This window comes from Mesorhizobium temperatum (assembly GCF_002284575.1).
In the GTDB taxonomy this organism is placed as follows: Bacteria; Pseudomonadota; Alphaproteobacteria; order Rhizobiales; family Rhizobiaceae; genus Mesorhizobium; species Mesorhizobium temperatum.
In genome coordinates this window covers 1-21,106 of the sequence record NZ_NPKJ01000050.1, presented here as the reverse complement: position 1 = coordinate 21,106, position 21,106 = coordinate 1, and the positions used below count along the sequence as shown (strand labels likewise).

Here is a 21,106-nt window from a genome sequence, read left to right as displayed (position 1 = left end):
AGGACTACGTCTCTGACAAGCTCCGTTTCGGGAGTCGCCAGAAAACGGAGTTCATGTTGAAGACAATCGATGCAGGACGGGCAGTCGCTGGAAATCCAGAACGGGCACCTTCGGTTCGGTGGGCACTCGCCAGCCTTTCGTTGTCGATGTTGCTGTCCTCACTCGGCATCAGCATCGCCAATGTCGCCTTGCCGACGTTGGCGCAGGCGTTCAGCGCCTCGTTCCAGGACGTCCAGTGGATCGTGCTGGCTTATCTCCTCGCCATCACCACCCTGATCGTCAGCGTCGGACGGCTTGGTGACATCACCGGCCGCCGGCGGCTGCTGCTGACCGGGCTCTTCCTGTTCACGACGGCCTCAGTCCTATGTGGCGTCGCGCCGACGCTCTGGCTGCTGATCGCAGCCCGGACGGCGCAGGGTTTGGGGGCGGCCATCATGATGGCCCTGACCATGGCTTTTGTCGGTGAGACGGTTCCCAAGGCAAGGACCGGCAGCGCCATGGGGCTGCTCGGAACGATGTCGGCGATCGGCACCGCTCTGGGTCCCTCGCTCGGCGGCCTTCTGATTGCCGGAGCCGGTTGGCGGGCGATCTTCCTCGTCAACGTGCCACTGGGATTGCTGGCATTAGTTCTCGCCTATCGCTATCTGCCGGCTGATCGCCGGGGGCCGAAGACGGATCGGGCCGGCTTCGACGTTGTCGGCACGCTGCTGCTTGCCTTGACGCTTGGCGCGTATGCGCTCGCGATGACGATCGGGCGTGGCAGTTTTGGTCCGCTCAACATGGCTCTGTTGGTGGCTGCCGTCTTCGGAGCCGGCTTCTTTGTGCTTGTGGAGGCGAGAGTGGCGTCGCCTTTGATCCGATTGGGCGCGTTCCGCAATGCGATGCTGAGTGCGAGCCTCGCCATGAGCGCGCTCGTTGCGACGGTGATGATGGCGACGCTGGTGGTCGGGCCGTTCTATCTGTCTCGTGCGCTCGGGCTCGACGCGGCTCTTGTTGGCATCGTCATGTCGGTCGGTCCGCTTGTCGCCGCGCTGACCGGTGTGCCAGCTGGTCGCATAGCCGACCGTTTTGGCGCTGGGCGCATGACCGTTATTGGGCTCATCGCGATAGCCGCCGGTTGCTTCATTCTATCCATGATGCCGGCAACGCTCCCTGCATACGTCGCCCCGATCGCAGTCATCACATCGGGATATGCGCTGTTCCAAACCGCCAACAACACCGCCGTCATGTCGGATATCCGCCCGGACCAGCGGGGCGTCGTTTCCGGCTTGCTCAATTTGTCGCGCAATCTCGGGCTCATCACTGGCGCATCCGTCATGGGCGCCGTATTCGCGGTCGCCTCGGAGGCGATCGACATCACAACGACGCGCCCCGAGGCCGTTGCTGCCGGTATGCGGATGACGTTCGCGGTCGCGGCGATACTGATCGTCGTCGCGCTCGCCATCGCGGTTGGGGGCCGCGCTCTCGCGGCACGCCCGTCGCTGCCGGGGGGCGTCTCGTGACACGAGACGGGACGCTTTCGGGCCGATGCATGTTCAAACAGGGGCGTCAGATCAGCAGCAGGCCCTTCATGCTGGCATGACCCTTCTTGCCGATGATGATGTGATCGTGGACAGCGATGCCAAGCGGTTTGGCCGTCTCGATGACCAGCTTGGTCATCTCGATGTCGGCGCGCGACGGCGTGGGATCCCCTGACGGATGGTTGTGGGCCAGAATGATCGCCGTGGCGGAGAGTTCGAGCGCGCGCTTGACCACTTCGCGCGGATAGACCGGCGTGTGGTCGACGGTGCCGACCTGCTGCACCTCGTCGGCGATCAATGCGTTCTTCTTGTCGAGAAACAGGATACGGAACTGCTCGCGCTCTTCGAAGGCCATGACCGACCGGCAGTATCCGAGAACCTGCGTCCAGGACGACAGGACCTCGCGGCCTTTGATCTCGCTACGTGCCGCGCGTTGGGCCGTCGCGGCAACGATCTTCAGATCGAGCGCCACGGCCGGACCGATACCCCTAACCTCCTCAAGCCGCGCGACGGGCGCGCCAAGCACCTCGGCCAGCGTGCTGAAGCGCGCCAGCAATGCCTTGGCGACGGGCTTGGTGTCGGCGCGTGGGATCAGGCGAAAGAGCAAGAGCTCCAGCAGTTCGTAGTCGGGGAGGGCGTCGGAGCCCGAGGCCGCGAACCGTTGGCGCAAGCGGTCGCGATGACCAAGATAATGCGGCTTGTCCTGGCTCGCCCTGGCCTTCGCCGCTGGCCGTATCGGCGCTTCGGAGAAAAAACTCCGTTCGTCGTCCTCGCCGGCTTTCCCCATCTGCCCCCGCCAATCACTCGGGCAAAGCTGTCGCCCGATTTGGGAAAATACTAGGCTGACAAGCCAGGACGGTCGAGTTTTTTTCGCGGCAGCGTAGCAACCGTCGAATGTGCGCTCGGATTGCCTCGGATTGCAGTGAACCATCGCGCGGGCGATCGGTTTGTGACCTCACTCATCCGACCTTGCCGCCAAGCCCGTCCATTACTGCGCGGATCAGAGGCACATCCTTGATATCCGTGTGCACGACCAACCAGAGTTCACGCGTAAGAGGACCGCCCGGCAAAGGCAGTCTGGTCAAATTCTGATTTGCCGCCAAGAAATCCGGCAGCAACGCGACGCCACCGCCGGCCTTGACGGCAGCCAGTTGAAACTCCAGCGCCGAGGCGCGGATGGCGACCGGACGGTTCTCGGCAATCTGCGCAAGCACCCTTTCCTGCGGCGACGACGCCATGGTTTCCTCATAACCAACGAAGAACCAGTCCGTCTCGCATGTCGCGGCGAGATAGGCGGGATCGGCATAGAGGCTGAAGCCAACCTCGCCGAACTTGGTAACAGTTAGGTCGCCCTGTTCCGGTCGCGCCATCCGCACGGCGATATCTGCCTCCCGCCGTCCAAGCGAGGCATAACGCGTCTCGCCGATGACCACGACATTGATGCCGGGATGCCGTCGCCGAAGGCGAACGAACCGCTCGGCCAGCATCGCTGTCGCTAAGGCAGGCGGGGCGCTTACCCTGACCGTCCCGGTATGCCGGTTGTCGGCATTTAGTGCCGCACGCTCGATCGTCTGGGCATCTTCGCTCATTCGCGTGGCGATGTTGGCTATTTGCTGGCCCTTGGCCGTGAGCGAAAGGCGCCGACCGCGCCGATCAACGAGCTTCGCGCCGATCCTTTCTTCCAGGTGCGCCACTCGTCTCGCCACTGTGGCATGCTCCACGCCGAGTGCCCGAGCAGCTGCCGAGAGCGTGCCTAGACGCGAAAGCGCATGGAAATGGCGGAGATCCTCCCAATCCAGCATCGGACTATTTTTTCCCATTGGCTGGGAGATTATAGGTAATTTTCAATCAGGCTGTCATCTGGCATTCACCCATCGAACATCAGATTGGAGAATGAGGATGGATATCGCGGTCACGCTACTCGCTACGGGGGGCATCGATCAACTGCGGGTATTGGAGTGCGCGCCGCAATCTCCCGGCCCGCAGGAAATCCGTATCCGTCATGAGGCGATCGGCGTCAATTTTCTCGATATCTACCATCGCAAGGGCATCTACCCGCTGCCCTCCTATCCCGCTGTCCTCGGTGCCGAGGGAGCTGGAATCGTGGAGGCCGTTGGCTCCGAGGTCACGCTCCTTGTTTCAGGTGACCGTGTTGCTTATGCAGGCGCTCCGGTCGGCGCCTATAGCTCCACACGCCTGCTGCCGGCGAAGCGGGCGATCAAGCTGCCAGACGGGGTTGGGTCGCACACCGCGGCGGCATCGACGCTGAAGGGTATGACGGCCTACATGCTGCTCAATCGCACCTACCCTGTGAAGCCGGGCGGAATCATCCTGATCCATGCCGCGGCAGGTGGTCTTGGGGCTATTTTGGTCCGTTGGGCAAAGCATCTGGGTGCAACGGTGATCGGCACGGTCAGCTCCGAGGAAAAAGCCACTCTCGCTCGCTCTCATGGCGCCGACCATATCATTGTCGGGCGCGATGCCGATCTTGTCCAACATGTCTTGGACCTCACGGATGGTCGAGGCGTGGATGTCGGCTATGATGGCATTGGTGGTGCCATGCTCGCCAAGACAATCCAATGCATACGGCCGTTCGGTACTGCCGTCAGTTTCGGCCAGGCGGCCGGGCCGATCCCACCGGTTTCGCTCGACCAGCTACGACCCAACCGAACTCTCGCCCACCCGAGTATCATGGCTGCAACCGGCGACCAGGCTTTCTACACCGAAGCCGCCGCAGCCTTGATCGACGCCTTTCATCTGAAAATCACGGCGGCCATTGGCGAGGAATTCGCGCTCAACGACGCAGCTAGAGCCCACATTGAACTCGAAGCGGGACGAACCACCGGAAGTCTGCTGCTGATCCCATAGGCTGGCACCAACGCGCCGCTTGGCCGACCTTGCGGGGTCGAATGGACGGAGCGCAGCTATCCCGGCAGGCCGGGGCGGTCGAGGTTTTTCGGCGACAGCGTGAAGATCTCGCATCCGGTCTCGGTGACGCCGATCGTGTGCTCGTACTGCGCCGACAGCGAGCGGTCGCGCGTCACCGCCGTCCAGCCGTCCGACAGCACTTTTACGTGCGGCCGGCCGAGATTGATCATCGGTTCGACGGTGAAGATCATGCCCGGCCGCATCTCGACGCCCTCGCTGGCGCTGCCATAGTGCAGGATGTTCGGCGCATCGTGAAAGAGCTGGCCGACGCCGTGGCCGCAGAAATCGCGCACCACCGAGCAGCGCTCGCTTTCGGCATAGGTCTGGATGGCGGCGCCGATGGCGCCGGTGCGGGCGCCGGGCTTGATCGCCGCGATGCCGCGCCTCAGGCATTCATGCGTGACCTCGAGCAGGCGCTCTGCGGCGCGCTTGATCGTGCCAACCGGATACATGCGCGAGGAATCGCCATGCCAGCCATCGAGAATGTAGGTGACGTCGATGTTGACGATGTCGCCGTCCTTCAGCGGCTTGTTGTCGGGAATGCCATGGCAGACAACGTGGTTGATCGAGGTGCAGGACGACTTCGTGTAGCCGCGATAGTTGAGCGTCGCCGGCAATGCGCCGTGATCCATGCCGAACTCGAAGACGAAACGGTCGATGGTTTCGGTGGTGACGCCCGGCGCGACGATCGACACCAGTTCGTCGAGGCAGCGCGCAGTGAGATCACAGGCCTTGCGCATGCCGGCAAAGCCTTCTTCGCCATAGAGGCGGATCTGGCCGGTGTTTCTGAGTGGTGCCGTGGCAGCGTCGAGATAGGTGACCATTGTGTCCGTCTTGCCGGAAGAAAGGGCTTCTGATGAGCCCGCGCGAAAATCTTCCCAGATTTGGCACCGGACGGCGCCAGGTTCAAGGACGAACTGCCAAGGATGGACGAACGCTGACGATATTCATGTCTTGCGGCTTCATCTTGTGCCTATCCGGCCCGTGCCGGGGTGTTCGTCCGCACTGACGACATATTTCTGAACAAGAAGAAAGGCCTGAGCGAAAAGCCGGTCAAAGCAACTTTTTTGCGACGAGCGGCGCTGCTGCGGGAACGCGTTCTGGAGAGACAGGAATGGACAGATTGCAATTCGAGGTGCCGGTGCGCATCACGACCGCGCCTGGCCTGCCGGTCGAGGAAATCTACAGCGTCGAACAGGCGCTGGATTTCCTGCAAAGCTGGCCGGTTCGCCGGCAAGGCCCGGTCTATCAGGCCGCATTCAATGCCTGCTTCGGCGCCACGGTCGACCTGGTCGAGACCGAGGAGGCTTGCCGGGCGTTCATGGTGTTCTGCCGGGTGAGCCGCCTGCTGGCCAGGGATATGATGGTTCCGGGCAAGCGTTCTGGCGAGGCGAGGCGGCTGAGGGCTTAGCGGCCGAGCTGGCATCCCAGACTTCCATGCGTTCGACGAGCGGCAAATCTGCCCCAGAACGGCATGCCCTTCGGTGATGCTGTGCCAGCCAGTCACGAATCGGCTATGGCTCCGGCATGCAGGAAACGTCTCTTTACATCCCGGTGAAGCGGTTTCTTGAGGGCCTGGAATTCACCGTCAAAGGCGAAGTTGGTGGTTGCGACGTCGTGGGGTTGCGCGACGGCGAGCCGCCCGTGGTCGTCATCTGCGAATTGAAATTGCAGTTCAACCTCGAGCTCATACTTCAAGGTGTCGATCGTGCCGCGTCATGCGATGAGGTCTGGCTCGCGGCGCGGATGTCGGCCCGCGGCAAAGGCCGTGAGCATGATCGCCGGTTCCGCGCACTCTGCAGGCGGCTTGGTTTCGGGCTTCTGGGGGTTGGTTCCGCCGGCAACGTCGAATTGCTGCTCAGCCCGGCCGCCTTGCCGCCCCGGCGAGACCCGAGGCGAAGATCGCGCCTGGTGGACGAGCATCGTCGCCGTCGCGGCGACCCTGTCGTCGGCGGCGGCTCGCGTATGCCGATAATGACCGCTTACCGCCAGGATGCGCTGGCCTGCGCCGCTGCCATGGTCGACGGCCCGAAGCGCCCGCGCGACTTGAAAACCATTTCACCACGCGCTGCCAAGATCCTGCTTCACAACGTCTATGGCTGGTTCGCCAGGGCCGAGCGCGGCGTCTATGCGCTTACAGAGGCTGGCCAAGCAGCCTTGCAGCGCTGGCCCCAACCGGCTCCATGACTAGGCGGCACGAGTCGTTTGAGCGGCTTGCAGCGGCAGGGGACCTCTCCCGACTTGATTGCCGTTGCGTTTGGCCGCTCTGACGGGCCAATCGCGTGGTGATCCTAAGGCAAGCCCCTCGTCAAGCAACAGAAGAGATGGAGCGGCTCGTGGTTGCCGGCCGCGCAACCTTGAGCAGATTTGTCAGCCCCAGCGGCACCGACGGCTGGATGACGGGCGTCTCGCGCTCAGGTTTCTTTAGAATGTAGAGCGGCTTGGCTGTCCTCAACTGCTGCAATTGTCGCCGGGCCTTGGCGCGCAGGGCAGTTTCCGCGGGCGCGGGCGATCCATTCTCAAGCACCAGCGTGAAAGCCTGGGCCGCCTCATCCGTCCGCTGAAGGGCGAGAAGGCTGCGGCCCCGCGCATAACGCGCTAGGGTGAGGCCTGGATCGAGGTCCGTGGCTCGTCCAAACGACTCGATGGCCGCGGAGTGGTCGTTTAGCGACTGCTGCGCAATGCCCAGGCAAAGCCAGGCGTTTACAGATTGCGGCGACATAGCTGCAAGCGTGCCGAAGCATTCCGCAGCCTGACGGTGATCGCCCTTCGTACCCAGAACGTGACCGAGTCCGTACAGAGCCTGATCATGCGTCGGCTCGGTGTTCAGGATCTGGCGATAGACGTTCTCAGCCTGGATGAACCAACCTTTCTTGTGGAAGCGGGCCGCCTCCTGCAACGCGCCGCCCAACGATCGCCTGTCCAGCCGGTCGCCAAGGTTCCGGCCGGTTTTGGTTCGCACCAGCGTGCAGTTGAGGACGGTGTCGTGGGTACCGAAGGAATATTTGTAAGGTTCGTTGCCGCGCAGGAAATCGTATGTCCGGAAACCCTTCTCGATCGCGCGGCGGATGCAATAACCGTGCAGGACCAGTCCCGACGGCAGCATGTCGGCCGTCTCGTCGCGCCCGACCATGTGGAACAGCATGCTCTTCTTGACCGGATCGAGGAAGATCGCGAGAGCGCTCAAGGGCCGGTCGCCGTGCCAAAGCACAGGCAGAAACAGCGTGCCGCTTTCGAAAGCTTGCCTGAACAGCAGTCGGTTGCTCTTGACCAGGCCGGGAACGAGATTCCCCTTCCGCGGCGTCCACTTAATGCGCCAGAACTCGAGCAAGATTTCGATATCGCGCTCGATGGTAGAGGCGTCGGCATGCGTTATGCGAAACTCGCCAGAGTTCTCCAGCTTCCGGAGAAATCTCCGCATCTTTTGGCGGGTGTTAGTGCTGAGATTCTGCAGAAGATAATCTTCCCATGAGGACGGGAGGTCGATCGCCGGGCATATGCAGTTGTCAACATTGTCAACCTGATTGACGCGCCTCATCCGACGCATTGTCAGCCGATTGTCGGAAAGGTGCTCCGTCAGCCAGCTTATCCTGCGTTCCGACATCCGCAGGTTTTCCAAATGCAGGCTGGCCCAATGCATCGTCTTCAGATGCTTCGCGAAAACCGCGATTGCCCGGTAGGCGTATTCCGGCGCGCAGAGGATGCCGGTATAGTCGGCTGCGTGGTTTCCCCCCATATACACTTCATGGTAGAGTTCGCCGGTATTCCTCCTCATCCTGGTGCGCAGCCGGAGCGGCAGGAGCGCGACATAGGGAGAGCCCGGCGGCCCCTTGCGCGCCGCCAAAATGAACCAGTCACCGTCGAAGCGTCGAAGATAGTGGGAAAGAAAGTCCCAAGAGACGAAGAAATGCGCGTCGGGATCCCTGGCGTAGAGGTCGTCCCAGTTGTCGCGAAGCCCCCTCAGTTCTTCCGGGCGTGTTATGACGTCGATCTGCATATTTACCCCCCGCTTATACGATCAGCGCTCCATAAATGCCCTGGCCATGCTGTCCTTGATCGGCTTGGACAGGTAGTTGAAAAAGGTCCGCTCCGCAGTCTGGATGAGAATTTCGGCGGGCATGCCAGGCGTCGGAGCAAATCCAGGCGCGCGAGCCAGTTCGCTGACTGGCAGGTTGACGCGCGCCAGATAAACCTCCTTTGCGGTAGGACCGGAGGCGTCGGGGAGCGAGTCGGCAGAGACGTAGTAAACTTCGCCGTTCAGAACCGGCGTCGTGCGCGCGTTGAGCGCGACCAGCCGTACCGTCGCCTTTTGTCCGACCTTCACATTGTCGATCTCGGTCCGCGGCACCTGCGCTTCTATGATAAGCGGCACATTCGCCGGCAAGATCTCCATGATGCTCTTGCCGCTCTCGATCACGCCGCCGGACGTGTGGTAGAATATCCGCACGACAGTGCCTGAAACCGGCGCATGGATCGTCGCTCGGCGCAGCACGTTCTGCGCCTCGCGGGACTGTTCGCGGATGCTGTCCAGTTCGGCTTCAACGCCCTCGAGCTCGTCGAGCGCCGCCTGGCGGTAGGCGTTTTCTGTCTGCCGCATCTCCTGTTCGTGCTTGACGACCTGGGCGCCGGTCTCGGATATCTCGGCTGAGAGCCGCCCCATCTGCCCTTCGGCATCTGCTATCGCGCGCTGAATCGCCTTGATCTCGGTCGCGCGGATCAACCCTTGGTCGAGGAGGATCTTCTTGCCGTTGTATTCCTCCCGTAGAAGACCGAGCTGTATCGCAACCGCTTTCAGCAACTGCTCATAACCGCCCGCCCGGAACTTCAGAGCTCCGATGTTCTGGTCGAGCAATCGGATCTCACTGCTTAATTTGGTGCGCGAGCCCTCGAAGTTGAGACGCTGGCTTTGTACGATCGAAGCAATTTCCGGGTCGTCGCGATTTTCAGTTATTATGGCCGGGAACTGAATCGTCTCCGCCCCATGCACTTCGGCGGTCAAGCGCGCCACGATCGCTTCGAGTCGCGCCTGTCGGAAGAACAACTGCCGTTCCTTTGCCCGCGCGGCCGTTTCGTCGAGCAGCACCAAAGGCTGATTGGTTTCGACATGGTCGCCTTCGCTAACCAGAAGCTCCTTGATGATACCCCCTTCCAGGTGCTGGATGATCTTGTTCTGCCCAGTGGCCACGAAGCTTCCTTGCGCGATAATCGCGGCTGCGAGGGGTGCTGTGAATGCCCAGGTGCCAAATCCTCCGAAGCTGACGGCCATCAGCAGCAATCCAGCGGTCGTCTGCTTCCAAATGGAACGCGGAACGGCGCCATACCATTGAGCGTCTTCGATCTTAGCTATGTCCTTCACGGCCGATCTCTCTCATTTGACCTGAATATTGGCAAAATGGCCGCCGTCGAGGCTCATTCCGCGCGCCGCCAAAGCCTGAAGGACGTCCTGACGCATCCCGAAAAGAGCCACGGTGCCGTTGACGAGCACCAGGATCTTATCCACGGTCTGCAGCAAAGCAGGCCGCTGCGTGATCGTGACCATCGTGATCCTTTGCTCTTTGGCTTGCTGTAGAGCGCGCGACAAAGCCAACTCGCCAGCGGTGTCGAGGTTTGAGTTCGGCTCATCGAGGACCACCAACCTCGGGCCGCCGAAAAAGGCACGCGCCAAAGCGATCCGCTGTTTCTGCCCGCCAGAAAGCGGCGCGCCATCGGCGGCGACAAAGGTCTCGTAGCCATGCGGAAGGGAGGCGATCAGTTCGTGGACATCGGCCAGCTTGGCGGCTTCGTAAATTGCGCCATCGTCGACGTCTTCGCGCATTCTGGCGATGTTCGCCTTGATCGACCCCGGGAAAAGCTGCACGTCCTGAGGAAGGTAGCCGATGCTTTCACCAAATTGCCGCTGATCCCAGTTTCGCAGGTCCATCAGATCGAGCCGCACGCTTCCCGAAGTTGGAAGGATCGAGCCCACGAGCATCTTGCCTAGGGTCGTTTTGCCGGCGCCCGAATTGCCGATGATCGCAAGCGAGTCTCCGGCCTCCAGCCCAAAGCCGATGCCATTGAGCACGACACGTTTGGTTCCTTGCGGCACGAACAGCAGCCGCTCGACATCGAGGCGACCTTCCGGACGGGGCAGCTTCAGGCGTTCGAAGTTCAGCGGGGATTCCTTCAGCAGCGCACTGATGCGGCCAAAGGCGGCGCGTGACTGCACAACCTGGTTCCACCCTTCAATCGCACCCTCGATTGGGCCAAGCGCGCGGCCGGCAATAATAGACGCGGCGATGACCATGCCGCCCGTGACCGTGCCTTCGATGGCCAGATAGGCGCCCCAGCCGAGCATCATGACCTGGGTCAGCAGCCGGACGCCCTTGGAAAGAGAAGCAAAGGCTATGTTTCGGTCCTGAGCGATGACCTGCCATTTGAGCGAGTTGCCCGTATCCTTGCCCCAGATCCACACGGCTTCCGGGATCATCGCGAGCGCGTTGATGATCTGCGAGTTTCGCGACATCGAATCGACGTGGAGGTTGGCTTTGGTTTGGCTGGTGTTGGCCTCGCCGAACGGCTTTGCGGTTGCGCGCTGGTTGGCGAGCGTGATGGCCAGCAGCAGCAACGCAGTTGCCACGACGATGAAGCCGAGGTCGGGGTGGATCAGGAATATCGCCAGCATGAATAACGGGGCCATCGGCGCATCGAGAAGAGACAGCAACGTGCCGGACACCAGAAACGTACGCAGTTGCTGAAGATCCCCCAGCGTCTGATATTCGCGCCCATTGCTGTGCAGTGAAGCCCTGGCGGCTGCGCTGAGGATTGGTCCGCCTAGTTGGGCGGCGACCTCGACCGCTGTGCGCATCAGGATGAAGCGCCGGATGGCGTCAAATACCGACTGCAGGATGACCGCGCCGACGATCACGACCGTCAGCATCACCAGGGTGTCGACCGAGCGGCTCGTCAGGACGCGATCCGAAATCTGGAAGAGGTAAACTGGTATCGCAAGCACCAGCACGTTGGTCGCGATCGTGAAGATCATCACCGCGATGAGGTTCTTCTTGACCGCGCGAAGGCCGGCTGTGAGGCTTGCCGAGAGATCGACTGGGCCGAGACGCTTGTGGAACACGCCGCCACCGCCGCCATTCCCGCCGCCACCACCGCCCCCCTTACGGGTTCCGGTCGGACCGCCGCTGCCAGGCAGTTCCCGGGCAAGCAAGGGACCGCGGTCGCCCTCGATTGTCACGCCGGGCAGAACCGGCTTGTTCTTCATCTCCTGCGCGGGCGGCTCAACTACTCGCGCGCTCGGCTGGTCCTGCTTCCCGGGCGCGTCCTTCGGCGCGTTCGGCGTCTTCCGTTCCAATATTTCTGACTCGGGCTTGCGCGCGGGTTCTTCCGTTGGTGATACGGCGCGCTGCGCCGGCTCGGAGATCCGAGGGGTCAGTGGCCGGATTGGGTCGGGCTTACTAACGCTGTCTGCGGCTGGAGCAGTGGGCGTGCCCCGCGGCGGAGCCAAAGGCGCTTTTCCTTGGGGAGAGGGTGGTTGCACCTCGCGTGGCTGAGCGTGGTTATCACCAGGTAAAGGCGCGGTGAAAGGACGCGCCTCTTCGGTGATCTTGGCGGGCGTCCCGTTGCGAAGCGCCATTGGTGATACGGCGCGCTGCGCCGGCTCGGACATCCGAGGGGTCAGTAGCCGGATTGGGTCGGGCTTTCTAACGCTGTCTGCGGCTGGAGCAGTGGGCGTGCCCCGCGGCGGAGCCAAAGGCGCTTTTCCTTGGGGAGAGGGTGGTTGCACCTCGCGTGGCTGAGCGTGGTTATCACCAGGTAAAGGCGCGGTGAAAGGACGCGCCTCTTCGGTGATCTTGGCGGGCGTCCCGTTGCGAAGCGCCATTGGTGATACGGCGCGCTGCGCCGGCTCGGACATCCGAGGGGTCAGTAGCCGGATTGGGTCGGGCTTTCTAACGCTGTCTGCGGCTGGAGCAGTGGGCGTGCCCCGCGGCGGAGCCAAAGGCGCTTTTCCTTGGGGAGAGGGTGGTTGCACCTCGCGTGGCTGAGCGTGGTTATCACCAGGTAAAGGCGCGGTGAAAGGACGCGCCTCTTCGGTGATCTTGGCGGGCGTCCCGTTGCGAAGCGCCATTGGTGATACGGCGCGCTGCGCCGGCTCGGACATCCGAGGGGTCAGTAGCCGGATTGGGTCGGGCTTTCTAACGCTGTCTGCGGCTGGAGCAGTGGGCGTGCCCCGCGGCGGAGCCAAAGGCGCTTTTCCTTGGGGAGAGGGTGGTTGCACCTCGCGTGGCTGAGCGCGGTTATCACCAGGTAAAGGCGCGGTGAAAAGACGCACTTCTTCGGTGACCTTGGCGGGCGTCCCGTTGCGAAGCGACGTTGGTGTTTCGGTTGGCCGCGCGTCCGCTATGCGCCGCAATTCGGCAACGACATCGTCCAGTTCTTTCACCGAACGATCGACCGCCTTGGTATGACGGAGCAAAGACTGCGAGATCGGCTGGGCGGCCTCGATAAACGCCTCGCTTCGCCCGACTGCTTCGCCGCCGTCATCCGGCCGATCCCATTCTGGTTCTTGGGCGAAAGCGCGCCCGGTTTGATCGTGATCTTCGGTCATGGCTGCCACCCGGGTTCGAATCACGCGAGGACGCTTTGCATCGGATCGGAATAGGTCGACTCAGGCACGAGCGAGGGATACGCCACGTTTTGAGAGCCTTCCGGCGCCAGCATGTCGTCGTCGAGGAAAGCGACCGCTTCATTCACCAGCACGTCGGGATCCTGGCCGCCAAGATCGGGGCCGGTGGAAATCAACTCCGCCTGGATGAGGATCTCGTCCGAATAGATGCCGCCGCCTACATAGGTCTTGCCGGTGGAATCCACGTCAGCAATGTAGGCATAATTGACCAGCGAGTTGGTTCCCGTCGAAATTGTCCAGTCCGCCTCCGGATGCGCCAGCGCATTCATGGCCAGGGCCACCTGATCGCTGTCACCAAGAATGGTGGTCTGTTTGACGTATTGCAGATTGAGGATGTCACCGGAGATGTAGAGCACCCGAAGCGCCCCGATGCCCGCGAATGGGCCATCGTCCAGTATGTCGTAAAGGTCACCGTTGCCGTTCTGCAGGCTTTCACCCGCCTTGCGATAAGCTTCAGTCATCGCCTCGAAGCGATCGCCGGCGCCGTAATTGACGATGTCGGCCTGGTTCCAAAGCAGATTGTCGCTCGTGGAGGCCGCGCCTTCGCCGGTTGTCTGGAAACCATCGACCGCGCCGATCAGGTCGTTGTCCAGGAGCACGTTCAACTGGTGGATGATGTTGGCGTCATAAATGTTTCCGCCGACGACGATCAGGTCGTAATGGAAGCCCAGTTCGTCCAGCGAAATGTCGTTAGCCGCCGTGTTGGCGCCGGCTGTCACCAGCGTCTCGACTCCCGATGACGACAGGATCGAAACGTCATGGTCCGTCATGAATGTGTATTGCTGGATCCAGTTCATGATGAGCAGGTCGCCTTCGACCTCCGTGACAACCCAGTGCTCGGGAAAGTCACCCTGCTTGGCCTGCGACGCCGCAACTTCCGCCGACGGATCGACGCGCTTGAACATCGCTATATTGAAGCCTTGGGTCGGATCGGTTGCATTCAGGCCCCAACCGTTGATGGAGGAACTGACGAGGTCGCTGTCGCACGAGACATTGATCTGAATGATCGCGTTGAGCTCGACATGGTCGCCCATCACCGCGCAAACCGGCGACTGCAGCCAGTTGTTGGCCATCGACACGCTGTTGACGAGGAGATTGCCGCCGGCCTCCAGCTCGACCGAAACATCGATGTCGATGCTTCCGGACCCAGGCGTGTAGGAGGGTTGCTCGGGCTCTTCTTCCTCGTCCTCTTCTTCCTCCTCCTCGGCTCGACGGTGCTTCTCCGGGAGGTGATCGTCGAGCTTGGGCGCCTCGTCGACGGATTGCCCATTGACGTAAGTGCCTTCGATGACGTCAGCCTTGACGACGAAAACATCGGCTTCGCCATCCGATTCCTCCGGATGGCCGCTGAGCCGTTCGCCGGCTGTCTTGATGATAGTCACTATCTCCTCGGACGATCCCGGCATTTCCAGATCGTCGATGGGAGACAGATCCGCCGCCGCGCCCAGCAAGGCCGCCATTTCGGCACCATGGTTCGCTGCTTCGGGAGAGAATTTCAGGCCATGTCCGCCAGCGCCTACATAGTCGTTATCGGAGAGCCGAAGCTCCTGATTGATAAGGACCGCCACCGAGCCAGGGGGCTCGATATGGGGCAGGATCAGGCGTGAGGGCGCACTCCCCATCAATGGAGCTTCCGGGTGGAGCAGCAAACCTGGATAGGCGACGTCCGGCTGCGGGATCGCGGGGATGTCTGGAGGAGGGAATTGGAATTCCAACCAGGGCGTCGTCAGGACAAATTTGGGTGGAACTGGCGAATACTGGATGGAGGGAACGAAATCCTCCAGATTGTATCCTGCTTCGACGTCGATCGTATCACTGGAAAGCTCCGGCCTTTCTTCCTCAACCGCTTGGAGCGCCTTGAATTCGTCATAGGCTTTCCTGAGACGGGTTTGCTCCAGCGTGATTTCAAACAGTCCCACAAAGTGGCTGATCGCCTCGGTGATCTTGTCCATATACACGGAAGTTTCCTCCGGCTTTCGAGATCATCCGCGCCCTTGCCGGGTCGCGCTTCTCTTCTGGTTCGTAGGGACTGCGCGGGGCTTTCCCCGCGCAGTCCCTTTTTTGCAGGTCTCGCCGCGGCGAGACCGGCCATGCCGGTTATGTCGCGTCGTCTTCGCCAACCAGCGAGCTGGTGAGATTGCCGCCTACTACAGTCATGTCGACCGAGTGGCCTTGCAGATTGGCGCCCATCACGATCTGCTGGTTGAAGCCGTTCATGTCGATGGTGCCATTGGCGTTGGCCTGGCTTATGGCTTCGATGTGCTGGTCGTGGCCGATATTGGACCCCCAGCTGCCGCCGCCGCCGCCATTGCCAGCCGCGCCGCCGGTCGCAACAGCTGCGCCGCCGTAGCCGCCAGCGCCGCCCGTGGCATCGCCGGTCCAGGCATTGCCGCCGTCCGCTCCGTCAGCCCAAGCGCCGCTGAGAGCAACCGCGCCCGTTCCACCGGTCGCCGTCGACGCGCCGCCGGTCGCATCGCCGCCGGTCGCATCGCCGGCCGTGGCCCCACCGCTGGTGGCTGCGCCACCGGTGCTGAGGTTGTCCGCCAAGCCACTGCCTGCTCCGCCGCTGCCGGCTCCGCCGGTTGCGTCGCCGCTCGTGCCAGCCCCACCCGCGCCGCTGTTGGCGCCGCCGCCGGCGCCGCCGACGCCAGAGCCAGAGCCAGTGCCAGAGCCTGAGCCGGTGCCAGCGCCGCTGGTCGAGGTTGCGCCGCCGCCAATCGAGCTTGCAGCGCCGCCATCGACATCGGCCGAGTTGCCGGCATTCGCGCCGCCGCCACCGCCACCGCCACCGCCGCCGCCGCCACCACCGGTGTTACCGGCATCGGCGTCGCCATTCGAGGCGATCGGGATACCTACGGCGATGTTGTCACTGCTGGTGTTCCCACCCCAAGCGGGATCGTTGTCGCTGCCAGCCTCAGCATCGTCCATCAGCGCCAGGGCGACAGGTAGCGCGGTCGAGTCGCCGCCGCGTCCACCGCTGCCGCCGTCGCCGCCGCGTCCGCCATCGGCATCGGCGATGCCAAGCGCGCCAGCGTCGCCGCCCTTGGCGTCGGAATTGCCGCCATCGGCCTTGGAGTCGCCGCCAACGCCGACGCCCAGGCCGAAGCCCAGGCCGAGCCCGACGCCGTCGCCGCCGTCGCCGCCAAAGGCGTCGCCGCTGTTGCCGCCATTGGCTTCGCCACTGTCGCCGTAGCCGCCCTTGCCGTCACCGCCGAGGCCTGCACCGACAGCCACGCCGGACGCGTCGCCGCCCTTGGCGTCGCCACTAAGCGCGATCGGTACGCCGTCGCCGCCATTAGCGTCGCCGCCGTCGGACTTGGCGTCCGCGGAGCCGAGGACAATCGGCACGCTCACGGCCACACCGCCGCCGTCGGCGTCGCCAGCCTTGGCGTTGCCGCTATCGGCATCGCCGCCCTTTGCGCCGAAGCCGCCCAAAGCGAGCGAATCGCCGGCATGGCCGCCGTCGCCGCCGGCATCAATGCCGTCATCGGACTTGGCGTAACCACCCTTGGCGTCGCCCTTGTTGCCGAAGTAGCCATCATTCTTGACCGTCGCGCTGCCGAGATAGTCGTTATCCTTCATGTCGCCGGTCTGGTTAATGATGGTGGCGCTGTGGCCATTGCCGGCCCCAGCAAACGCGCCGTTCAGGACGTCCGAGAAGCTGATGTCATCGCCCGGATCGAAGCTGATGTCGCCGTCGCGGCTGAAAATCATGACGCCGCCGAGCCCGACATTCACGTCGTCGAGGTCAGCGTAATCGTCGTCCAAATATCCGTCGGACGTCGCGCTGGCGCTAACACTGGCGTTAACATTGGTGTTAACGTTGTTAGTGTTAGTGTTGGTGTTCGAGTTGCTGTTGTTGCTGTTATTGTTGTTGCTGCTCGTATTGCTATTGTTGTTGCCGTTATTGTTGGTGTTGTTGCTGGTTGAATTGGCCGTAGCGTCGCCAATGCCGATGCCAGCTCCGACACCGACACCGACGCCGACACCGGTGGCGTCAGCGTCGCTCTTGGCGTCAGCGTCGGATTGGGCATCGGCTTTGGCGTCGGCGCTGGCGTCGCTCTTGGCGTCGGCGCTGGCGTCGCTCTTGGAATCGCCATCTCCGATGTTGATCTCGGTGTCGTCATCGGAGACATCGCCGATGAACTGCCAACCGGTGTTGGAGTTATTGCTATTGCGAGTAGTCATTGTCGTTCCCTCGGTTACGGGCCGCGACAACCGAACCACATTCATTCTGACGTGGTCTTGGGCTGCTCGCGGCCGTTAAGTTTTCATGTGGCTGGTTTGGATCGCCTGCGCCTAGGGGACTAAGGCCGGAGATCCGGTCATCGTCTGTTTGTACGGCGTCACCTCCCTTTGACGGGGAGCGGGGCAGCCAAATTGCGCACGAGCTACCGCCTGCGCCGCCCAACGGTGCGGTCGCTCGCTGCTCTCGTGCATCTCTGGATGTTCCCCAAACTCCCAATACGGAACGTTGGAAGTCTGTGACCGTCAGCCGGAAATTGTAAGCTGATAGTTGGAGCTAGCCCGTTTGGGACGATCTGCTCGCCCTGAAGGGTTAAGTCCTGGACGGAAACCTAAGTCGGTAGCAATCGTGAGTGGCGATAGTTGCGCGCCGCGCGCTGCCAGCACAGGGTTACGCCGAGCGTGCCCGAGCTACTGCCTAGCTCGTCAGGACTATATTTTTTCGCATATTTTTGAGTTAGGAACTAGTTAACGTGGTGTCGTCCGGGTTGAGGGTTCCCGGCCTTTAGCGAGTGCTAGTAGACAGGTGCGTCATGAATGGGGTGGATGGGGTGGAGGCGAGCGGACGAGGTCGAGCTGATATAGCCGATAGAGAATCCTGGGCCCGACGAACCTTGCTCTTCATTGCCCCTGACGACACGATCTCTGAGAGCCTGGTGCATGCCGTCGAAAGGGAATTTCCATGGATCGGGGCTGAGCGCGTCCGGGACCTGTCCGCCACCTGGACTGCGTTCGAACCTTCAGTCTCCCTCATTCTGATCGATACGGTGTTTCTAAGCGAGATCGATTCCTGTTCCGCCCAGTTGGCTCGCTTCCACCCGGCAGCTATGACCGCTGTGATGCAAGACGACAGCAGGAGGCCGCTTTTTCCCGATGAGGTCTTTGCGTCGCAAGTGGTGCGCGGCGTGCTTCCCATGAACCTAAAGCTGGATGTGTGGCTTTCCGTGATCAGGCTCATGCTGCGCGGAGGCGAATATTTCCCCTTAGCCATGTTTCAGTCCTACCTGAACAACGGCATGCCCCATTCCAACACGAAGCAATCGAAGCCCGCTATCAAACGGCAAGCCGCACTTGAGGAGTCGGGCCAACTGACGTGTCGGGAGCGGCAGATCCTGGAGATGGCGTCGCAGGGACTGCAGAATAAGACCATAGCCGCGACGCTTCGCCTTTCCGAACACACCGTCAAAATTCACATGCACAACATCATCAACAAGCTGGGCGCCCACAACCGGACTGAAGCCGCAGCCCTTTTTCATGCCCGACGGGTTGCGTCCGCTGGAAGGGTTGGCAGTCCCAGTGCGGATCGCCCGGTGATCTCAACTCTCACGTGAGCAGGTCGATGCCACGCTTCCAGGAGGTTTTACTGCTTGTTGGTCAATTGAACTACACATGGACCAACACGGAAAGCTTGCTGATTTACTTGATTGCCGGTCTGGCGAAAGTAGACAAGGAGACAGCGATCGTCATTTTCCTGACGCTGAACACCACGCGTGCTCGGATCGAGTTGGTCGAGCGGTTGGCGAAGATGGCGGGAACACCGGTTGAATGCCGACGCCAGGTTCTGGAGATTGCCAGTCAGCTTACCCGGCAGGGAAAGCTGCGCAACAAATACAGCCACTGCATCTATTCGTTCGACGAAACGGGAACGCACGCGAGCACGCAACTAATGCGCATCTTCGATAGCAAGGATGCAATCAAATATGGGAAGGTTGAGGAACTCGACGATTCCGAGATGAAGCGGATAAGCGCCTCCATCCAAGCGATCAGCGCAATCAACAAGGATATTTGGAGAGTCGTCGAAAGCAATTCCTTTCCGCATTGAACTGCTTGTCCTGTGACGCACAGATCAGCGATCTCCATTACGGGACCATCCGCGGTGGCCCTGAGAGACTGTTTGGAAACTCTACTCCGGCGGCCATCTGATGGCGTTTTCTGCGCTTACCTACAGCGCCGCGCGTCCTTTGGACGCGCAAAGGACGCTGTAGCACTTTTGATTTTGCGAATGATCCTTTCCGAAAATCTTTCCGATTTTCGGGGTCCTGCGGTGCTCACGGACCCAAATGTCCGCTGCGCTCCGGTTCTCGAAACCACCACCATATGACTCGCCGGAGCGACTTTCGAAACAGTCTCTGATCGAACATCCCGCCATTCTCGCGACGCTGCATCTGGTCGACGCCTCGGGTTTCATCGTCGAGTCGGTGCAATGCGCGTTGCTTCCCCGGATTGTCGCCGAAGCCGGCGTGTCGCGCAGCTTCAGCGAGTCCTTCCAACGCTGCCGGCGTCGGCCGGAGCATGACTGTGCCGATCTGCCAGGGGGCAGGGGCCCCTGCCGAACTGCGCCAGTCCAAGGAAGAGCTCGGCCCAGGCACGCATCGAGGTGACGTGAGCCGCGATCGGGTCCGGGCCGCCGTGACGTCTGCTTGGACGCGGTATCGCGCAGCGCAGGAGACGGTCGCGGCCCACCGTCGGCTGAGGACGCGAGATCGAAGATAGATCTGGTTTTGCGCCGCGTCGAAATCGGCGGGGCTATCAGGGCACGGGTGTCAGGATCTTATCCGCGTCCACTTGCCATTTTCGGACTGGGACTGCCGAGCAAAATAACGGTAAGACGTCCGTGACCAATCCCTGATCGCGCCCGTCCTGTTATCCAGCACCAGGTCGCCCTTGTTCGTCCGCACCGTTAGGACGGTATGACCTTCGCCGCCAAGCGTCGCAACGGTCAGCAACAGGGCGGATGCCGGCCACCCGAGTTTCAACAACTCGGCTTTCTTGAGGATGGCGAAATCCTCGCAATCGCCTTCGTCGGTCGGCAAGCCCCAAACGTCGGCTCGGCCTGCGGAGTATCGGTCGTCTCTCTCCCTGATGCGGCGATTAACCGACTTGTTTACGCTCGCAAGTTCCGCTTCCAGCCTCGGCGTGAGTTCGACCGCTTTGACCTTGCCGCGGGTGCTGCAGAGCGCCGGATCACTGGCGCAGAATTTGTAGAAGGCGGCCGGTGCAAAGGCGTAGCCTTGCGTGGCCATCTTCGTTGCCGTTCCGGTGGTTTGATTGCTGCAGCCGGCCAGCGAAATGGCCGCCGCGAGAAGCGCCGCTGAACGAATCACCTAGTGTCCCCTTTGGTGGGCCGCCATAATCTTGAAGGGGTCTAGTAAATCAACCCTGAGAATCGCGATTGCACAGGAACAAATTGTTTGGCATAGTTAATAAAGTGTTACCGATGGTCGGTAACATTGACCCCGCGCAACCAAAGGGGACGGGAGCGCCTTTTTTCCCTCAAAAGGAGGAAGAAAATGCACCTGTACCCTGACGTCTCGAGCAAGATTCGAAATATACTGCTCCTTTCATCTGCCGCCTTCACGGTGGCAATGATCACACCGGCAACCGCACAGCAGAGTCAACGTCCGCGGCTTGCGGCTGCACAGTGCCAACCTCTCACTGAAGCCAATTTCGCGGTTTGCTGTATTGCATCCAACCGCACCAGCATTCTTTCCGCCGAACAGATCGACATGTGCCCGCCGGTTACCACGGCCCTTATTGCCGCCGCCCTGAACGATGGCGGTGACGGCGACGGCGACGGTGATGGCGACGGCGACGGCGACGGTGATGGCGACGGCGACGGTGACGGTGATGGCGACGGCGACGGCGGCAGCGACGGCGGCGACGGCGGCAGCGGCGGCAGTGGCGGCAGTGGCGGCGACGGCGGCGGCGGTGGCAGTGGCGGCAGCGGCGGCAGTGGCGG

15 protein-coding genes and 1 pseudogene are annotated in these 21,106 nt (G+C 61.8%); 7 read left to right on the top strand and 9 right to left on the bottom strand.

Annotated elements, in window-relative coordinates:
• Window positions 1-53 precede the first annotated feature (53 nt).
• Window positions 54-1,502 (top strand): MFS transporter, encoded by a 1,449-nt coding sequence (locus CIT26_RS17450; protein WP_095493741.1) that lies wholly within the window; start codon window positions 54-56, stop codon window positions 1,500-1,502.
• A 46-nt stretch (window positions 1,503-1,548) separates the two neighbouring features.
• Here CIT26_RS17450 and radC read toward each other — a convergent pair whose 3' ends face one another.
• Both radC and CIT26_RS17440 read right to left on the bottom strand, forming a co-directional pair.
• Window positions 1,549-2,307 (bottom strand): RadC family protein, encoded by a 759-nt coding sequence (radC, locus tag CIT26_RS17445; RefSeq protein ID WP_095493740.1) that lies wholly within the window; start codon window positions 2,305-2,307, stop codon window positions 1,549-1,551.
• 172 nt (window positions 2,308-2,479) lie between these two features.
• Window positions 2,480-3,322: a LysR family transcriptional regulator gene (locus CIT26_RS17440; RefSeq protein ID WP_095493739.1), complete on the bottom strand. Its 843-nt coding sequence runs from the start codon at window positions 3,320-3,322 to the stop codon at window positions 2,480-2,482.
• Between the two features lie 97 nt (window positions 3,323-3,419).
• Between CIT26_RS17440 and CIT26_RS17435 the strand changes: the two genes are divergently transcribed.
• Window positions 3,420-4,388 (top strand): quinone oxidoreductase family protein, encoded by a 969-nt coding sequence (locus CIT26_RS17435; RefSeq protein ID WP_095493738.1) that lies wholly within the window; start codon window positions 3,420-3,422, stop codon window positions 4,386-4,388.
• Window positions 4,389-4,444: 56 nt separating this feature from the next.
• On the opposite strand, the gene map is transcribed toward CIT26_RS17435, so the two are convergent.
• Complete coding sequence (gene map / locus CIT26_RS17430; RefSeq protein ID WP_095493737.1) at window positions 4,445-5,272, bottom strand: type I methionyl aminopeptidase; 828 nt, start codon at window positions 5,270-5,272, stop codon at window positions 4,445-4,447.
• Between the two features lie 290 nt (window positions 5,273-5,562).
• Between map and CIT26_RS17425 the strand changes: the two genes are divergently transcribed.
• The gene (locus CIT26_RS17425; protein ID WP_095493736.1) at window positions 5,563-5,859 is read left to right on the top strand and encodes a DUF982 domain-containing protein; all 297 of its coding nucleotides are present in this window, start codon (window positions 5,563-5,565) and stop codon (window positions 5,857-5,859) included.
• A gap of 116 nt (window positions 5,860-5,975) precedes the next feature.
• On the top strand, window positions 5,976-6,635 hold the full coding sequence (locus CIT26_RS17420; RefSeq protein ID WP_095493735.1) for a DUF2161 domain-containing phosphodiesterase: 660 nt from the start codon (window positions 5,976-5,978) through the stop codon (window positions 6,633-6,635).
• A gap of 121 nt (window positions 6,636-6,756) precedes the next feature.
• Here CIT26_RS17420 and CIT26_RS17415 read toward each other — a convergent pair whose 3' ends face one another.
• The 5 genes from CIT26_RS17415 to CIT26_RS17395 all read right to left on the bottom strand — a co-directional run bounded on the left by CIT26_RS17415 (window position 6,757) and on the right by CIT26_RS17395 (window position 17,310).
• Window positions 6,757-8,445 (bottom strand): GNAT family N-acetyltransferase, encoded by a 1,689-nt coding sequence (locus CIT26_RS17415; RefSeq protein ID WP_095493734.1) that lies wholly within the window; start codon window positions 8,443-8,445, stop codon window positions 6,757-6,759.
• 21 nt (window positions 8,446-8,466) lie between these two features.
• Window positions 8,467-9,804 (bottom strand): HlyD family type I secretion periplasmic adaptor subunit, encoded by a 1,338-nt coding sequence (locus CIT26_RS17410; RefSeq protein ID WP_095493733.1) that lies wholly within the window; start codon window positions 9,802-9,804, stop codon window positions 8,467-8,469.
• Window positions 9,805-9,816: 12 nt separating this feature from the next.
• The gene (locus CIT26_RS17405; protein ID WP_206072779.1) at window positions 9,817-12,105 is read right to left on the bottom strand and encodes a type I secretion system permease/ATPase; all 2,289 of its coding nucleotides are present in this window, start codon (window positions 12,103-12,105) and stop codon (window positions 9,817-9,819) included.
• 959 nt (window positions 12,106-13,064) lie between these two features.
• Entirely contained in the window at window positions 13,065-15,074 is a 2,010-nt protein-coding gene (locus tag CIT26_RS17400; RefSeq protein WP_095493731.1) for a type I secretion protein, read from the bottom strand.
• Between the two features lie 145 nt (window positions 15,075-15,219).
• Window positions 15,220-17,310: a hypothetical protein gene (locus tag CIT26_RS17395; RefSeq protein WP_095493730.1), complete on the bottom strand. Its 2,091-nt coding sequence runs from the start codon at window positions 17,308-17,310 to the stop codon at window positions 15,220-15,222.
• A 713-nt stretch (window positions 17,311-18,023) separates the two neighbouring features.
• Here CIT26_RS17395 and CIT26_RS17390 point away from each other — a divergent pair.
• The gene (locus tag CIT26_RS17390) at window positions 18,024-18,698 is read left to right on the top strand and encodes a response regulator transcription factor (RefSeq protein WP_245319462.1); all 675 of its coding nucleotides are present in this window, start codon (window positions 18,024-18,026) and stop codon (window positions 18,696-18,698) included.
• Between the two features lie 8 nt (window positions 18,699-18,706).
• Window positions 18,707-19,189, top strand: coding sequence for a hypothetical protein (locus tag CIT26_RS17385; protein WP_095493729.1), 483 nt, complete (start codon window positions 18,707-18,709; stop codon window positions 19,187-19,189).
• Window positions 19,190-19,910: 721 nt separating this feature from the next.
• Here the strand turns inward: CIT26_RS17385 and CIT26_RS17380 are convergent.
• Entirely contained in the window at window positions 19,911-20,438 is a 528-nt protein-coding gene (locus tag CIT26_RS17380) for a transglutaminase-like cysteine peptidase (protein ID WP_245319466.1), read from the bottom strand.
• Between the two features lie 219 nt (window positions 20,439-20,657).
• Between CIT26_RS17380 and CIT26_RS37100 the strand changes: the two are divergent.
• Window positions 20,658-21,106 (top strand): annotated as a pseudogene (locus CIT26_RS37100) (hypothetical protein); the annotation flags it as partial.

What these genes read in the sequence shown, in the direction of transcription:
- CIT26_RS17450 (WP_095493741.1), top strand. Translation starts at nt 54, where the DNA reads ATGTTGAAGACAATCGATGCAGGACGGGCAGTCGCTGGAAATCCAGAA.
- radC (WP_095493740.1), bottom strand. Translation starts at nt 2,307, where the DNA reads ATGGGGAAAGCCGGCGAGGACGACGAACGGAGTTTTTTCTCCGAAGCG.
- CIT26_RS17440 (WP_095493739.1), bottom strand. Translation starts at nt 3,322, where the DNA reads ATGCTGGATTGGGAGGATCTCCGCCATTTCCATGCGCTTTCGCGTCTA.
- CIT26_RS17435 (WP_095493738.1), top strand. Translation starts at nt 3,420, where the DNA reads ATGGATATCGCGGTCACGCTACTCGCTACGGGGGGCATCGATCAACTG.
- map (WP_095493737.1), bottom strand. Translation starts at nt 5,272, where the DNA reads ATGGTCACCTATCTCGACGCTGCCACGGCACCACTCAGAAACACCGGC.
- CIT26_RS17425 (WP_095493736.1), top strand. Translation starts at nt 5,563, where the DNA reads ATGGACAGATTGCAATTCGAGGTGCCGGTGCGCATCACGACCGCGCCT.
- CIT26_RS17420 (WP_095493735.1), top strand. Translation starts at nt 5,976, where the DNA reads ATGCAGGAAACGTCTCTTTACATCCCGGTGAAGCGGTTTCTTGAGGGC.
- CIT26_RS17415 (WP_095493734.1), bottom strand. Translation starts at nt 8,445, where the DNA reads ATGCAGATCGACGTCATAACACGCCCGGAAGAACTGAGGGGGCTTCGC.
- CIT26_RS17405 (WP_206072779.1), bottom strand. Translation starts at nt 12,105, where the DNA reads ATGTCCGAGCCGGCGCAGCGCGCCGTATCACCAATGGCGCTTCGCAAC.
- CIT26_RS17400 (WP_095493731.1), bottom strand. Translation starts at nt 15,074, where the DNA reads ATGGACAAGATCACCGAGGCGATCAGCCACTTTGTGGGACTGTTTGAA.
- CIT26_RS17395 (WP_095493730.1), bottom strand. Translation starts at nt 17,310, where the DNA reads ATGACTACTCGCAATAGCAATAACTCCAACACCGGTTGGCAGTTCATC.
- CIT26_RS17385 (WP_095493729.1), top strand. Translation starts at nt 18,707, where the DNA reads ATGCCACGCTTCCAGGAGGTTTTACTGCTTGTTGGTCAATTGAACTAC.